Annotated in this window: 11 protein-coding genes; 6 read left to right on the forward strand and 5 right to left on the reverse strand. The window is 47.7% G+C overall.

All coding sequences use genetic code 11. The features are described 5' to 3' along the window. Window positions 1-32: 32 nt before the first annotated feature. Window positions 33-1613 (reverse strand): phosphoglycerate dehydrogenase, encoded by a 1581-nt coding sequence (gene serA, locus QGP82_RS09000; protein WP_163697299.1) that lies wholly within the window; start codon window positions 1611-1613, stop codon window positions 33-35. Window positions 1614-1815: 202 nt separating this feature from the next. Beyond that, window positions 1816-3009 carry a radical SAM family heme chaperone HemW gene (gene hemW, locus QGP82_RS09005; RefSeq protein ID WP_163664118.1) on the reverse strand — a complete coding sequence of 398 codons (1194 nt, stop codon included), beginning with the start codon at window positions 3007-3009 and terminating at the stop codon, window positions 1816-1818. Between the two features lie 152 nt (window positions 3010-3161). On the opposite strand from hemW, the gene QGP82_RS09010 reads away from it, so the two are divergent. Then, complete coding sequence (locus QGP82_RS09010) at window positions 3162-4241, forward strand: PIN/TRAM domain-containing protein (RefSeq protein WP_163664116.1); 1080 nt, start codon at window positions 3162-3164, stop codon at window positions 4239-4241. Between the two features lie 69 nt (window positions 4242-4310). Here the strand turns inward: QGP82_RS09010 and guaA are convergent, their stop codons facing one another. Then, the gene (gene guaA, locus QGP82_RS09015; protein WP_499059254.1) at window positions 4311-5858 is read right to left on the reverse strand and encodes a glutamine-hydrolyzing GMP synthase; all 1548 of its coding nucleotides are present in this window, start codon (window positions 5856-5858) and stop codon (window positions 4311-4313) included. A gap of 410 nt (window positions 5859-6268) precedes the next feature. Here guaA and moaA point away from each other — a divergent pair, with 410 nt between their 5' ends. The 5 genes from moaA to QGP82_RS09040 all read left to right on the forward strand — a co-directional run bounded on the left by moaA (window position 6269) and on the right by QGP82_RS09040 (window position 13375). Beyond that, window positions 6269-7288 carry a GTP 3',8-cyclase MoaA gene (gene moaA, locus QGP82_RS09020; protein WP_163697297.1) on the forward strand — a complete coding sequence of 340 codons (1020 nt, stop codon included), beginning with the start codon at window positions 6269-6271 and terminating at the stop codon, window positions 7286-7288. Between the two features lie 511 nt (window positions 7289-7799). After that, a complete protein-coding gene (locus tag QGP82_RS09025; protein WP_163697295.1) occupies window positions 7800-8735 on the forward strand; it encodes a PhnD/SsuA/transferrin family substrate-binding protein in 936 nt (311 codons plus the stop codon). 20 nt (window positions 8736-8755) lie between these two features. Continuing rightward, the gene (locus QGP82_RS09030; protein ID WP_499058493.1) at window positions 8756-10600 is read left to right on the forward strand and encodes a sensor histidine kinase; all 1845 of its coding nucleotides are present in this window, start codon (window positions 8756-8758) and stop codon (window positions 10598-10600) included. Window positions 10601-10783: 183 nt separating this feature from the next. Next, window positions 10784-12055, forward strand: a complete 1272-nt coding sequence (locus QGP82_RS09035; RefSeq protein WP_499058495.1) for a rhodanese-like domain-containing protein — start codon at window positions 10784-10786, stop codon at window positions 12053-12055. 24 nt (window positions 12056-12079) lie between these two features. Next, the gene (locus tag QGP82_RS09040) at window positions 12080-13375 is read left to right on the forward strand and encodes a methylglyoxal synthase (protein WP_499058497.1); all 1296 of its coding nucleotides are present in this window, start codon (window positions 12080-12082) and stop codon (window positions 13373-13375) included. Here QGP82_RS09040 and QGP82_RS09045 read toward each other — a convergent pair. Continuing rightward, a complete protein-coding gene (locus QGP82_RS09045; RefSeq protein WP_163664103.1) occupies window positions 13340-13786 on the reverse strand; it encodes a hypothetical protein in 447 nt (148 codons plus the stop codon). The genes QGP82_RS09040 and QGP82_RS09045 overlap by 36 nt on opposite strands. A gap of 36 nt (window positions 13787-13822) precedes the next feature. Continuing rightward, on the reverse strand, window positions 13823-15058 hold the full coding sequence (locus QGP82_RS09050; RefSeq protein ID WP_499058500.1) for a Hint domain-containing protein: 1236 nt from the start codon (window positions 15056-15058) through the stop codon (window positions 13823-13825). Window positions 15059-15537 lie beyond the last annotated feature (479 nt).

The raw sequence follows: 15537 nt of genomic DNA on the forward strand, positions 1-15537 counted from the left end.
AGTGTCCTTAACACAGTCATGGTTAACCCATTTTATAGGGCGACGGTATACGCATCGCGAATGCCAGGCACTTTTGTGATCTCTTCGAGAATCCCGTCGGGTAGCGGATCGTCAATGCTCAACACCATAACGGCATCACCGCGCACAATCTGGCGTCCCACCTGCATGCTGGCAATATTGACGTTAAAACTCCCTAGTAAAGACCCGATTTTGCCAATAATGCCTGGCATATCGCGGTGCAGGGTGAATAACATGTACTTGGTGGGAGGCACGTTGATGGGAAACTGATTGATGTCAGTAATACGTACTTCACTGCCACCGAGAATAACGCCCGTTACTGAATGCTCACCCAGGGACCCCTGGGCAGAGACATAAAGGGACCCCGTGAAGTCCTTGATACTCGCATCACGAGTCTCAATCACTTTAATGCCCCGTTCCTTAGCTTCAATGGAGGCATTAACATAGTTCACCCGTTCTCTCAAAGCATTTGTTAATAGGCCTTTGAGAGTGGCGATGACGATGGGCTTACTATCTTGATTTGCCAGCTCACCCTGGAGACGAATTTGCACTTGCTCCACACGTCCACCGGCTAACTGACCTACCAAGTTACCTAAGGTTTCAGCCAACTGTAGATAGGGGCGCAGTTTTTCTAGTACATCGGGGCGGAGGCCAGGGATGTTCACAGCCGACCGGGCAGGGAGTCCCAACAACACATCGCGAATCTGTTCAGCCACATCCACCGCCACATTAATTTGGGCTTCGGTGGTGGAAGCGCCCAAGTGGGGAGTGAGAACAACAGATTTGCCAAGCTCTCGCAGAGCGCTCTCTCCTAAGGGTTCCGCCTCGTAAACATCGAGAGCGGCACCGGCAATGACGCCATTTTTCAGGGCGTCATACAAAGCGGCCTCGTCAATGATGCCGCCGCGAGCACAGTTAATAATACGGGTAGTTGGTTTCATCTTGGCCAGCGCTTCAGCGTTGATCAAGTGGGCAGTTTCCTTAGTTTTGGGAATGTGTAGAGTAATGTAGTCGGCCTCTTGGAAAAGGAGGTCTAAATCCACTAAGCTACAGTTTAATTCAGCCGCCCGCTCCTTAGAAATGAAAGGATCGTAGGCCAGAATAGTCATTCCCATTGAGCGGGCAACCGTAGCCACATGGGAGCCAATTTTACCGAGACCGACCACGCCGAGAATCTTTTTGTAAACTTCTACGCCGGTAAACTGTTTACGATTCCAAGCAGACTCTTTGACTGATTTATCGGCTTCAGGAATGTTGCGCGATAACGACAGCATCATCGCTAGGGCATGTTCTGCTGCGGCAATGGTGTTGCCCTCGGGGGAATTGACCACCACAATGCCGCGACGGGTGGCGGCAGCTACATCGATATTATCGACACCCACACCAGCCCGACCGATAATTTTGAGCTGACTTGCCGCCTCAATCACCTCGCTGGTAACCTTAGTGCCCGAGCGAATCATCAAAGCATCGTAGTTGGAGATTATCTGAACAAGCTCCTCAGGCGGAAGCTTGGTTTTCACATCAACTTGGGCCACCTGGGCCAAAATATCGAGACCAGCTTGGTCAATCGGGTCGGAGACAAGTACCTTCGGCATAGCAGGGAGGATTTTTTTTCACAAGGACTCATCGTACTGCATCACTGCAAGGGGACAAATCCTTTCTTTGGCAAATTATGGCTCGCAGATATGGTTGCCAATGTTACAAAACGTTTAAGTTTTTTGGAAATAGGCAAGGTCTTTCTAGATGGCGATCCCTCTTGTGGAGACGTTCCATGGAACGTCTCCACAAGAGGGATCGCTACTTTTCGGTGAGTTGTTCAATCCCATGAAAGAGATCTGCTAGCACCGTATTCGATATGAGAAAGCCATCGGGATCGCTGAGGCGAAGGCGGTTGTTTTCAAATATGGCTTGACCTGACGTTACATAAGGGTGCAAGCGACTATTCAACATGCCGATAAAGGCCGCACCAAATGCGTTGATAAAAGCGCTAATATCGATACCTTCTGCCAGGCGCAACCCTACCATCAAACTATCGGTCAGTTGTTCAGTGACCGGTAATGAGGGTTCATCTAGAATGCCACCGGCTTGTTGATAATTGTTAAGCCACTGTCGGTAAGTCTTTTGGGTGCGGGGGCGGGCAAAACGCTGTCCCTGGGTGTAGCTAGTGGCTCCCATACCAAAGCCATAGAAGGGGCGATTTTCCCAGTAGGTGCGATTATGGCGGCATTGATGCCCCGGTTTGGCATAGTTAGAAATTTCGTAGTGCCCATAGCCCCCGTTGGTCAGAATCTGCTGCCCTAGCCGGTACATGTCAACGGTGGCTGCTTCGGTCGGTAGCGGTTGCTCCCCTGCCTGATACTGCTTACCAAAGGGGGTTTGGGGTTCGATGGTGAGATCGTAGATGGAGATGTGATGGGGACGGATTGCGATCGCCCTCTCCACTGCCTCCTGCCACTGCTCCAAAGTTTGATAAGGCAATCCTGAAATTAGATCTAAGCTCCAACTTGGCACCTGACTTTGATGCATATCATCCACGGCTCGATGCACATCCACCAGGCGATGGAATCGCCCACATCGCTCCAACAAGCCATCGTCAAATGCCTGCACTCCGAGGCTAATGCGATTCACACCTCGGGCACAGTAGCCTTGTACATGGGACAAATCAAAGGTGCCCGGATCCATTTCCATGGACGTTTCTGCATCGGTCGCTATGCCAAATTGCTGATCAAGAGTCTGCAAAATCTGCTCAAGCTGAGCGACAGATAGCAACGATGGCGTCCCACCGCCAAAGAAAACCGTCTTCAGCGCAGGCCCCAAAACGGGTGTAGCCTTGATCTCCTGGCATAGCCAATCGACATAGGTGCTAATGGTGCTAGATGTTTCTCCGCGTTTTCGGTTACCAATGACCGAAATGGGAAAGTCACAGTAAAAGCAGCGACGCCGACAAAACGGAATATGAACGTAGGCCGATGTGGGGGCCGATAAGGGCATGGGGCCACTGGAGAACATAAAAGCATTCAGGGAGGAACCCAATCGTGGGGAACATCAGTGATTATAATGTCGTTGTTTGAGCCTTCCCAGGGATGGTGTATGCTTCACCATCATCACATCAATAGATATACCCTAAGGGCGACATCATTCGAATGCTAGACGCATTAATCATAATTTCATTCATTTTTGCAGGGGCAGGTGTTGGTTTTTACAGTGTTGACCTGCTACCGCCTCAGGTTTTAGGACAAGTTAACAACATTGAGGGTCTCGGTACCGTCATGGCCGGGTTTGGAGGCCTGATTGGTACTGGCCTAGGAATTGTTGCCCAGACCAGCTATCGGCGGTTCGAGAAACAAATCCGCACCCTGCCCCCCGACCGCATTTTTGCTCGGGCCATTGGCTTAATTTTGGGTCTACTCATTGCCAACTTGATTTTGGCCCCCGTGTTCTTGTTGCCGATCCCCAGCGAGTTTAACTTCATCAAACCCTTGGCAGCTGTCATGAACAGCATTATATTTTCAGTCTCGGGGATGAATCTGGCTGACACTCAAGGACGGGCATTGCTGCGTTTAGTCAATCCTTCCAGCGTAGAGAGCATGCTGATTGCAGAAGGCACGCTTAAACCAGCTACCTCAAAGATTTTGGATACTAGCTGCATCATTGATGGTCGCATTGAAGGGCTGCTAGAAACCAGCTTTTTAGAGGGCCGGATCGTTGTTCCTCAATTTGTTTTACAGGAACTACAGGCCGTTGCCGATGCTGCCAACGACCAAAAACGAGCCCGGGGTAGACGGGGATTGGATATTCTGAATCGTCTGCGGGCGGCTTATCCCGACCGGGTTGTTGTTGATCCTGCCGATTATTCAGACATCACAACTGTAGACGCTAAGCTCGTTAAACTGGCCCAGGAAATGAATGCCATGCTCATTACCAATGACTACAACCTCAGCAAAGTAGCACGGGTGCAGCAGGTAGGCATTTTGAATATTAATGACCTGGCTAAGGCAATTCGCCCGGCGTATTTACCCGGAGACGATATCGAGATCAAAATTCTTAAGGAAGGAAAGGAAGATTTCCAAGGTGTGGGCTATTTGAATGATGGCACCATGGTGGTTGTGGAGTCAGGGAAAGGCTACATCGGCAATAATGTTTTGGTGGTGGTGACTGGCGCTCTACAAACGTCAGCGGGACGCATGATTTTTGCACGCCCTAAAGGGACGGCGACGGCTTAGCTGCAAAAACCCAAAACCCCGGTTGCTAGCACCCGGGGTTTTGAAAAGAGCCTGCGGCTCAAGCGCAGCTTATTCCCACTCGATGGTGCCAGGGGGCTTGGAGGTGATGTCGTAAACCACTCGGTTAACTCCGTCCACTTCATTGACGATGCGGTTGGAAATAACCTCTAGCAAATTGTAGGAAGGCCGAGACCAGTCAGCCGTCATGCCATCTTCACTGCTAACAAGACGCAACACAATAGGGTGTGCATAGGTGCGCTGATCGCCCATGACGCCAACGCTACGAACCGGTAGCAATACCGCAAACGCCTGCCAAAAGTCGTGATACAGTCCTCGATTACGGATTTCTTCCCGCACGATATAGTCAGCATCCCGCAGAATATTGAGCCGTTCCGCGGTCACTTCACCCAGGATACGAATGGCTAAACCTGGGCCGGGGAAGGGCTGACGACGTACAATTTCATTGGGAAGGCCAACGGAGCGACCCACATTACGCACCTCGTCTTTGAAGAGCTTGCGCAGGGGTTCGATTAGCTTAAATTGCAAATCCTTAGGTAGACCACCCACATTGTGGTGGCTCTTGATTTTGACCGCTACCCGTTCACCGGTTTTGGGATCAACGTTAGTGTCTGCAGACTCAATTACATCGGGATATAGTGTACCCTGGGCCAGATAATCAAAGGGGCCCAGGCGTTTTGATTCCTCTTCAAAAACACGAATAAATTCGTGGCCAATGCGTTTCCGCTTTTCCTCTGGGTCAGTAATGCCCTTGATTTTCTCTAGGAAGCGTGTGCGAGCTTGGACGTATTCAACTTTGATATGAAATTGCTGATCAAATAGCTCTACCAGACGTTCAGGCTCCCCCTTACGCATAAAGCCCTGATCAATAAACATGCAGGTTAACTGGTCGCCAATGGCCTGATGGAGTAAAAATGCCAGTGTGGATGAATCTACACCTCCGGACAGAGCCAGTAAAACCCGTTTAGTGCCTACCTTGGCACGTACTTCACGAATGGCCTCTTCCACAAATGCTTCCGTGGTCCATGTGGGCTCACAGCGGCAGATGTGATATACAAAATTACGAATTAAGGCCTGACCATCAACGGAGTGAACCACCTCTGGATGGAACTGCACACCATAAAAGCCTTGGTCATGATTTGCGATCGCAGCACTGGGTGTATTGTCCGTATGGGCTAGAACTTCAAACCCCTGGGGCAGCCTAGTGACCGAGTCACCGTGACTCATCCACATAGTGGAACCGTCACCCACATTGGTTAGCAAATCGGTTGGATCATCAATGTGCAAGGACGCTTTGCCATATTCACCCCGTTCGGCGGTCTCTACTTGCCCCCCCAGCTGTTGCACCATCAACTGCATGCCGTAGCACACACCTAGTACAGGAATCCCCAGATCCCAAATGGCAGGATCACACTTGGGAGCGTGGTCAGCATAAACGGAACTAGGCCCACCGGACAGAATAATGCCCTTAGGATTAAGCTGACGAATTTTCTCAGCTGAAGTGCGGTAGGAAAGCACTTCTGAATAAACTTGAGTTTCGCGAATGCGTCGAGCAATTAGCTCAGAATATTGGGAACCAAAGTCAAGAATAATTAGCATCTGACGGTTAAACTCAGATGGTTTGGTAGATACGTTATCGGTAATAGCGGGAGTTTGTGCAGTCACGGATAGGTCCTGAAGCTCTATTGGGTGGGAAAGCAGGTGTAATTTTCGTATTCTAATGAGCTGCTTATTAAACGCGAGTAGCTAAATCCTGGCATTTAATAACCATTGATTATGGGTAGAGGGTGTGCCGCTCCAGACGTATATGGAAAATTATTTTAACTAGAGTAGCAAACCACGGTATTAATGCTTCATTCTCTAAATTGCTTGTTCAGAATTTGATGTATGCAACTGCGTCAGGCAATACGACTCAATAAGATCGTAGCCGCTAAGATAGAGGCAACCTTTCCCCCACGTGTTCAGCTCCCAACCCCCTGATATATGGGGGCTTTGAGTTCAAAAACCACATGAATCCTATTGATTATCTCCGTATCAGCCTGATTGACCGTTGCAATTTTCAATGTGTGTACTGCATGCCGGAGGGAGCCGACCTTAATTATGTATTGCGAGAGCTTTGGCTAAGTCATGGGGAAATTTTGAGCTTGCTGAAGGGGGTATTTATTCCCTTAGGATTCACAAAATTTCGGCTTACGGGAGGAGAGCCACTGCTACGTCCAGGAATTGTCCAGCTGGTGGATGAGATCTCCCATTTGCCAGAGACAACAGATCTGGCCCTGACGACTAATGCTTTTAAGCTAGAGAAGTTGGCTAAACCTTTATATGATGCAGGGTTACGACGCATCAATATCAGTTTAGATTCATTGCAGCCAGAGACATTTGAGAAAATTGTGGGCCCACCGGCTACTCGTGATTTAACATCAGAGACCGCATCAAAATATATGCGTTGGCAACAGGTATGGCAAGGCATTCAAATGGCCCACCAGGTAGGATTTGACCCCCTTAAACTTAATGTTGTTGTGATTCCGGGTGTCAACGATCACGAGATTTTAGATCTTGCCGCATTAACCCTGGATAGGAATTGGCATGTGCGATTTATTGAGTTTATGCCTATTGGTAATGACGCGCTATTCACAACTAGGGGATGGATTGATTCTGAGACAATTCGCCAACAGATCCGAAATCGCTGGGGCTTAGAAGAATCAAGCATTCGTGGCAATGGCCCTGCAGATGTTTTTAAGATTCCAGGTGCTAAAGGGACGCTCGGATTTATTAGCCAAATGTCTGAATGTTTTTGCGATCGCTGCAATCGCATGAGACTCTCTGCGGATGGTTGGCTACGGCCTTGTCTGTTAAATGAAACGGGTCAACTTAATTTACGAGATGCCTTGCGCAGTGGAGAAGCCATTGAAACTATTCGTGATCGCGTCGGCGCTTTAGTGGCGGATAAACCAGAGATTAATTTCAAAATGCGAGAATCTGGCACTACTGGAGCCTATAGCCGCACAATGTCTCAGATTGGTGGATAAATACATGAGTTTGGCGTTTACATTGGGCTAAGCTAACCGTAGATATTATTAGGGGGACAGCAAGCTTTCTTTTCTGCCTAAAATTGTCTCCAATGGCAGCTATGTCCTTAACGAAAGCAAGAAGCTTCGTAAGCGCATACCTGACAAATAAATTACGTTAATTAGTATATTCTAGGGAGGCTCAATTAGCTGAATCTCCCTAGAATATACTAATTAGCCTGAAATCTTGTATATGCTCACTTAACCCTATAAATTCCCTATAAATTACGGTTAATCAAGAGGGTTTCCCAACTGCTCTTAATCCTTAAAATAAGAATGCTTGGTTTTCTGTGAGTCCAAAATAAGAAATATAAACTTTTTTTAAGGCAAAGATTTGTTTTGTTGTTTATTTGGGTTTATCAAGTCTTGTAGGTTTATTTTTAGGGGTCAATCTCGTTTTAAGAAAAGTTTAGAGTGGTTCAGAATTAAGCGCGTAGTCCAAGGATAGTTTGGGCAATATGAAGGTCAAACGGTGCTGTATGCAGGTCAAGCAGTACTGTTAGCCTTCTTGCTTGTGGCTGCTATGGTAGGTCGTCGTTTTTTTCTGGGGTATAGTTTGTTGTTTTTAGGGGGCTGTGGTCTAGCTAAGACAAACTCAACAACCAATAGTCAGTTTGATTATCCTAATAAACTCCACTTCGCTGTGACAGATTTAAGTGGTTCTGATGCTTTAGAGCGAGACTTTGGTGCATTTCGACAAGTTTTAGAAGAGACCCTTCAGCTACCCGTTGTTTTTTTTGCAGTTGAAAACTATTCTGCGGCGGCACCAGCACTCCTTGCCGATGAGTTGGATTTTGTGATGGCGGGACCTTCTGAGTATTTGCTACTGAGGGCGCGGGCAGGGGCTATCCCCATCATTGGCATAACTCGTCCCAAGTATGCGGCCATGGTGATGACCCGAGTAGATAGTGGCATTGATCAACTGAGTGATTTGAAAGGCAAGACCATTGCGATGCGAACTGAGGGGTCAACAGCAGGGCATATTATGCCGATGAAAATGTTGCTAGATGCGGGAGTGCCACCTGAAGATTATCAGGTGGTCATGCTTAATCGCCAAGGCTTTGAAGCGCTGCAGTCTGGTCAGGTAGATGCCTGGAGTGATTCCCATGATCGTTATGTCGAGTATGTGAAAGCACCGGGTTTGGAAGGGACTGACATTCAAGTCATTGCTGCGAGTGATCATTTGCCCCCCGATGTATTTGTTGCCAATCCTAGTCTGGGGCCACGGTATTTAGAAGAACTGAGAAACCACATGCTTGACCATCAAGAGACATTGATAGCAGCGCTTTTAGCATCTGAAGCCAACCAGAAGTATAAAACATCAGAATTAGTGGCGGTAACTGATGCTGATTATCAAGTCCTACGAGATAGCTATTATGCTATTGGCCAGGGCTCAGCAATTGAATAAGTCTGAGAGGGCTAGGGTCGATGATTGCATTGTTATCCCATGTAGTCTCTAGCTTTAGTAAACGGCTGGGTATCCATCGCAGTATTTCTAAAAAGATTAGTTGTGGATATGCCCTGGCTTTGGGAACAGCTGTTTTGGGCACTACCGGTGGTCTGCTGGGAGGGCATTATGAAGCCTTCTCTGCTCGCAAGCAAGCTGAGAATACACTGCGTAAAAAGCAGTTGCTCAATGAGCTGAATACTCAAAACATGAGTATTCAGATGCATCCTCAGCGGTTACTTGCGATCGCCGGTGAAAGCCGGATCTGGGTGCAGTATGAAACCAATCAATTTAATACAGAACTCCGTCAGCTCCGTCACCAACTAGAGACAATTGAGCAACTTCCCCATACAGCATCTGAAACCCAGCTAACCCTGTTGATCAGTGGCTATCGGACTAATTTGCAGGAGTATGAGCGCTTTATTCAGTACCTTTGGTTTGATTTAGAGGGGGTTGATAATAAGCGAATTGCCTTAGAAGTAATTTCGATCGCCCTTAGTAGTCGAGATGCCAATCAACTGTCCACCACCTTTGAGCAACTGTCTGAAGATTTAACGCGATTGCAACAAACGGCTGATCGGCAGTACCACCAATCCATTGTGCAGCTACAAAAGTCTGAGCAATTACGACTGATCATCATTTTGGTCAGTATGGTCTGTTCCATCGGTTTAGCCATTATCCTGGCTGTGATCACTAGCCGAGCCATTGCCCGGCCCATTGAGCAGCTCACCCTGACTGCACGACGCATTACCCAAGCGAATGATTTTCAGCTACACGTTTCGATTCACACCCAGGACGAGGTCTTGCTGTTGGCAGAGGCATTAAATCAGTTGGTCAGCTGGGCTGGACAATACACCATGGAACTGGAAGACGCTCGCCAAACATTGGAGGTTCGCGTTGTGGAAAGAACCCAGGCATTGCAACAGTCTGAAGCTTCTCTACGGCAGCAGGCTGAGGATTTACAGCAGACATTGGTGGAACTGCGACAAACCCAATGGCAATTGATACAAAGCGAAAAAATGTCGAGTTTGGGACAATTAGTGGCTGGAATTGCCCATGAAATTAACAATCCCGTTAGTTTTATCTATGGCAATCTCAAACATGCGAGTGACTATGTCAACGATATTGTTATGCTGCTGGATCGCTATCAGCAGCATTATCCTGACCCGGCTACTGAAATCCAATCTGCTCTCGAAGAGATTGATCTGCCATTTGTGCGAAAAGATTTTCCAAACCTGATGCAATCCATGGCAGAAGGAGCAGTTCGGATTATCACGATTGTTCAGTCTTTACGATCATTTTCTCGTTTGGATGAGGCGGCTGTTAAATGGGTAGATATCCATAAAGGCATTGATAGCACGCTGACAATTCTCAATAGCCAAATTACGGCTACACCCGGTCAGCCAGGAATTGAGATCGCGCGTGACTATGGTCCATTGCCCTGCATTGAATGCTATGCCGGACAACTAAATCAGGTGTTTATGCATATTCTGAGTAACGCCATTGATGTGCTGCGCTGTTCGCCACCTCAGGGGATGGCTAAGATTGCGATCGCAACCCGCATATTGGAGCCTGATTGGATCTCGATTGAGATCAGTGACAACGGTCCTGGCATTCCTGAATCATCGCTCATACGGCTGTTCGACCCGTTTTATACCACCAAGGCCATCGGCACCGGCACCGGCATGGGCCTATCCATTAGCTATCAAATTATTACCAAAACCCATCAAGGCTCATTAGAATGCCACTCACAGCTAGGACAAGGGGCAAAATTCACGATTAAATTACCCATCAAACTAAATCAAGACGAGACACAAAGTCTCTAGTTAAGACCTATGTTGAGTCAAATCAGTCTTAAAGCAAGATAAGCCAATAAATAAGTAATGGGATAATAAAAGACGTGTGTTAAATCTTGGTCTCAATTCGAGATTAAGCACATCTTAAGTGGACTTAAGGTGAGTCTATTAATCTCGACATAAGATTGTATATTTTTTATCTATGGCATGACTATGGGGTCGATGTATCGTCAAGGGCGTAAACTTTTGTGGGCCGCATGTCTGTGTCTCCAGCTGGCAGCCTGTGGGGCTATGGCTGAAACCATTGCTCCCATTTCTCAGCAAGCGTTAGTTGCTCAAATCGAAGCTGGCACTGCACCGCTAATTTTGGATGTGCGTACGGCAGAGGAGTATGAGGCTGGTCACATTCCGGGAGCGATTAACATTCATTTTCAAGAGATTGGCGATCGGATTGACGAGATCGCCCATGGTGGTCCGGTCGTGGTGTATTGCGAGCGGGGTATACGGGTCAAGATTGCAGAAAGAACGCTACGGAACGCTGGCATTACCTCAATCTTCCATTTAGAGGGTGATATTTCTCAATGGAGAAAGAACAATTTGCCGCTTGAGCGCAATAATCTCTTTTCTGAGACTATCAAGGCAACTGTGACAGCGCCAGAATTAGCAGCATCTTTAGAAAACCGGTGGATTATCAGCGCACCGGAGGCAAAACGGCTGATTGATCAAGGGGCTACCCTGCTGGATACTCGCAAACTGGCTTTCACCAGGCTACAGGGAGCCGTTTATGTCGACTGGCGACAATTTTCTCCGCAGCAGGTAACCACTCGCGGCAGACTGCTAGAGCAGGATGCCTTGCTAACCCAGCAGCTGCAGCAAATGGGAATTTCAAAGGACAGGCCTGTGGTGGTTTTTGCTAACCCACCGGGGGGCTGGGGTGAAGATGGTCGAATTGTTTGGATGTTACGTACGCTGGGACATGCTCAAGTGGCCATGGTGGATGGTGGTTTTGATGCACTGGTGGATGCGGGGGTATCTGTACAACAGGGCACGAACAATGCACCGCCATCTGGAGATTTTGTTGTTGAGCGCAATGTTACATGGGAGATTCAGCAGGAGCAGCTAAAAGCTGAGCTAGGTAACGACAATCTTGTGGTGATTGATACCCGTGAAGCGCGGGAGTTTGCTGGTAAGACCCCCTATGGAGAACAACGGGGTGGCCATGTACCCGGAGCCATTAATCTCTACTTCAAAGAGTTTTTGGGGCAGGATGGCAAACTCCTTTCCCAGGATGATATCCATGCCAAATTGCTGGATGCGGGCATTACACCAGACAGCCAAATTGTTGTGTATTGCACGGGGGGAATTCGTTCTGGCTGGCTGGCATCGGTTTTAGTCACCCTGGACTATCAGGTTAAAAATTATGCTGGCTCCATGTGGGAGTGGTCAGCTTCCCCTGCGGATAGCTATCCTTTGGAAATGCTTTAGGACCATGCTTAGGGAGATAACACCATGCCCGACTGCCTTGCTTTGATTGCCCATGACACCAAGAAAAATGACCTGGTAATGCTGGCAACCAACTACAGGCATGTGTTGGCTCGATACCATTTGATTGCGACTGAAACCACAGGACAGTTAATTGAAACGGTTACTGGGCTACCTGTGGAGCGAATGGCTGCGGGAGCCCAGGGCGGAGAATTGCAGATTGCAGCTCGGGTAGTGTCTGGTGGAGTGGCAGGGGTCTTTTTTTTGCTAGATCCGGTCAGTGTCAATCCTAATGAGCCGGATATTCGGGCGTTGCTGCGGGTGTGTACCTTACACAACGTTGTGCTGGCCACCAATATGGCAACGGCTGAGCTGGCGATTCAAGCGGTTGCAAAGCGGCGAGATGCCTATTTGATTTTTAACCCAGTGGCTGGACAGGGCAACCCAGATCGAGATTTGGCCTTAATTCGCCAGATTTTGGCACCCCAGGTTAATTTGCATACGATTTTTACGCAGCCGGATGTGGATCCCATTGACCAGGCAAAAGCTGCGATCTCAACCATCCAAGCCAACCAAACCGAGGATGATACCGGATTTATCATTGCCTCCGGGGGCGATGGGACAGTATCTGCGATCGCAGGTGTGACCATAGACACCGGTATTCCCCTGGGGGTGATTCCGCGAGGGACCGCCAATGCGTTTTCGGTAGCCATGGGGATTCCCACTGACATGAAGCAAGCGTGTGAAGCCATTGCAGCCGGGAATACACGGGTGGTAGATGCCGCCTACTGCAACGATATCCCAATGATTTTGCTGGCAGGTTTGGGATTTGAGGCGGAGATGGTAGACAATGCCAACCGAGAATTAAAAAATCAGCTAGGAACCCTGGCCTATGTTCTATCTGGTGCACAGCAGTTTTTTTCCCAAGAGCTATTTAAGGCAAAAATTGAAATTGATGGAGAGACCATTGAATTTGATACGGTGGCCGTGACAGTGGCCAATGCCGCCCCGGCCACCTCTGTGGCAGCCCAAGGGTTTGGCGAGGTGATTCCCGATGATGGGTTGCTGGAAGTGACGATTCCTCTGCCCCAAACGCGATTACAAGGGGTCAATGTAATGGCCACGTTGTTTACTTCTGCCCTGGTTAAATCCCAAGTTGAGCGGGAAGATGTGATTTGTCTGCGCACCAAGCGGCTTACGGTAACCACAAATCCACCGCAGAAGCTGGTTGTTGACGGGGAGTTATGGGAGGCAAATCCGATTGAGTTTACCTGTGTGCCAGGGGGGTTAACTATTTTTTCGCCGCTGTTGACGGTGGGGTAGCAAAAATAATAAACCCCAAGCCAACCACAGGGGTAGGGTGATGATGAACTCGTACAGTAAAACCCCGAACAGATTGCTATAGCGGCTTGTCATGCCTACCCAAATTGCGCTAATTGCGAAGTAAAGCGAAATCAGGCTAAATGCTCCAACTGCGAGTCGACCGTGATTAACCTTGATCCACCGAAACCGGGTGCAGAGACCAATGATTATGGCCTCTATCGCTGCCCCTAACTGCAGCGGGACAGTATATATGGCGAGTGCCAGGGACCAATCTTCAAGCGCTATCTCACCTGGGTTATAGGGGCCATTGATTCGATAATGTATCCAGGCTGCGAATCCTACCAAAATTAGCCCCCCAAAAAGGTTAATCAGTCCGAGGATAATAGTGCGTAACAGCCTGGAAAAATGCATAGCGTGTAATTGCAAGGGATTAACAGAGACTCAATTTTAATCATGCACTTTTGAGAAATCATAAAGCTTCTCAATATCCATCAAAGAGCATTGTTTAGCCGAGTCTATCTTAATCTTCCAATATTCAGTAAATGATCTGGAATAGGCTGCTCCACTTAGGACATAGCCTTGAGATGATAGGGCAAAATTGATCAGCTCAGCGTTGATTTGAAGCTTAAAAATATAGCTATCTTCTTGCTGGCTACGGCTTAAAGGCACCACCGTTTGTAACGTTGGCTGATAGACAATATCGAAATTATTGCCAAATGCATCCTGAAAGATTGTCCTTTGCATGTCGTAGAATGGCTGGTCTACATAGTCAGCCATTTCATCAAACTTTTTCTTAGTCCAATCTTGTTGATACTGGACAAACACTTGAGAGACTAAATCTATCAGCTCAGCCTTATCAATAAAGTCTTGATATGTTGTCTCTGCTACCTCCTGAGAAGGACGTATTTTTATCCAAGGCTCATTATCTTCGGTATATCGAACAGAATAAACATTTTTGAATTTTTCATTGATGCTTTTCGTAAATTCAATCAGTTCAGCATCATCAGTGAACGTCTTATTTCTGAAGCGAATTGAATTATAAATCTCTCTCAGGAAGGCAAAAGGTATCAGACCGGCTATTAGGAGGAATAGAGATAGTATCAACCTCGGTAGGTTTTTGTCATCAAGACCGACTGCTCCGTTGGCTTTTCCATAAGCACCGCCACTGCCAGCAACACCGCCACCGCCACCTTTGTTGTGAACTAAAATACCGTCCGCATAGAAATTATGGGATGGCGTAATCTCCACCAGGTTGTAGATTTTGAGGGGAGCCTGAATATGTTGGATGCTAGAAATCTCAACTGAAGCATTGTTCTCTCCAATAAGATGGTCGCCAATTTTGAGATTGTGAACCTGGACAAGCTCTAAGCCTTGAGTTGTTTGCACATAAAAAGGATGGGAGCCGGTCACCTGAGTAGCATCATTAATCAGGTAATAATCAGACGTTTGTGCTATTTGGATATCTCCAATGGTTTCTATTTCAGTCTGACCATTAGACACATCTAGGCCCACAAGCTGGTCGGTGATAGCGATTTGTTCTATGGGTTTATAGCCATCTGGAGTCAAGATCGGAGTGCCAGCACCAAAACAGCCCCCACGGGCATAAGCTGTGCCCGTGCAGCAGCAGAGCACCAATAATAACGAGACCAGTCCAATTTGTATGGCTTTAATTGCTCCGGTCATAAATTTAATCAATCGCCGCAGAATACCCTATTTACCGAAGTTACATCTTCAACACTTGGATCAGCAGGAATTTGTACAAGTTTGTACCCTACGTCTGAAGCCGGTACGTCGATGATAGTCAGCGAATAGCCGGTTTGTGTTTCTTTAAGGGACTGAAAATGCAATTTCTACCTAATCAGTGCTGAGTTTTGAGGATTGCATTTTGAGTTATGGAAGTCGGCTGTGGCGAGTTGATCCATTTGGTCTTGTTTTGAGACTAAATGGATCAACGTAAGTCTCAAGTTGAGCATAATTCGTCTTGATATGAGAGAGTTGGGTGCTGCCAAGTTTGGTCTCAAAGCACCTAGTTTAAGATGATCAATTTGGTAGGGGCTGGTCTTGTGCCAGCCCTGGGCAAAAGGTGGCAATCTGCAGATGTCTCATAAGGCATCTGCAGATTGTTGCACCTAGGAGAATGAGAATTCCAGGATCTATACCTG

Origin of the sequence: Leptothoe sp. LEGE 181152 (genome assembly GCF_032906605.1) — a bacterium.
GTDB lineage: Bacteria > Cyanobacteriota > Cyanobacteriia > Phormidesmidales > Phormidesmidaceae > Leptothoe > Leptothoe turfae.

What these genes read in the sequence shown, in the direction of transcription:
- QGP82_RS09040 (WP_499058497.1), top strand. Translation starts at nt 12,080, where the DNA reads ATGCCCGACTGCCTTGCTTTGATTGCCCATGACACCAAGAAAAATGAC.
- QGP82_RS09010 (WP_163664116.1), top strand. Translation starts at nt 3,162, where the DNA reads ATGCTAGACGCATTAATCATAATTTCATTCATTTTTGCAGGGGCAGGT.
- QGP82_RS09050 (WP_499058500.1), bottom strand. Translation starts at nt 15,058, where the DNA reads ATGACCGGAGCAATTAAAGCCATACAAATTGGACTGGTCTCGTTATTA.
- hemW (WP_163664118.1), bottom strand. Translation starts at nt 3,009, where the DNA reads ATGCCCTTATCGGCCCCCACATCGGCCTACGTTCATATTCCGTTTTGT.
- QGP82_RS09035 (WP_499058495.1), top strand. Translation starts at nt 10,784, where the DNA reads ATGGGGTCGATGTATCGTCAAGGGCGTAAACTTTTGTGGGCCGCATGT.
- QGP82_RS09045 (WP_163664103.1), bottom strand. Translation starts at nt 13,786, where the DNA reads ATGCATTTTTCCAGGCTGTTACGCACTATTATCCTCGGACTGATTAAC.
- serA (WP_163697299.1), bottom strand. Translation starts at nt 1,613, where the DNA reads ATGCCGAAGGTACTTGTCTCCGACCCGATTGACCAAGCTGGTCTCGAT.
- guaA (WP_499059254.1), bottom strand. Translation starts at nt 5,858, where the DNA reads ATGCTAATTATTCTTGACTTTGGTTCCCAATATTCTGAGCTAATTGCT.
- QGP82_RS09030 (WP_499058493.1), top strand. Translation starts at nt 8,756, where the DNA reads ATGATTGCATTGTTATCCCATGTAGTCTCTAGCTTTAGTAAACGGCTG.
- moaA (WP_163697297.1), top strand. Translation starts at nt 6,269, where the DNA reads ATGAATCCTATTGATTATCTCCGTATCAGCCTGATTGACCGTTGCAAT.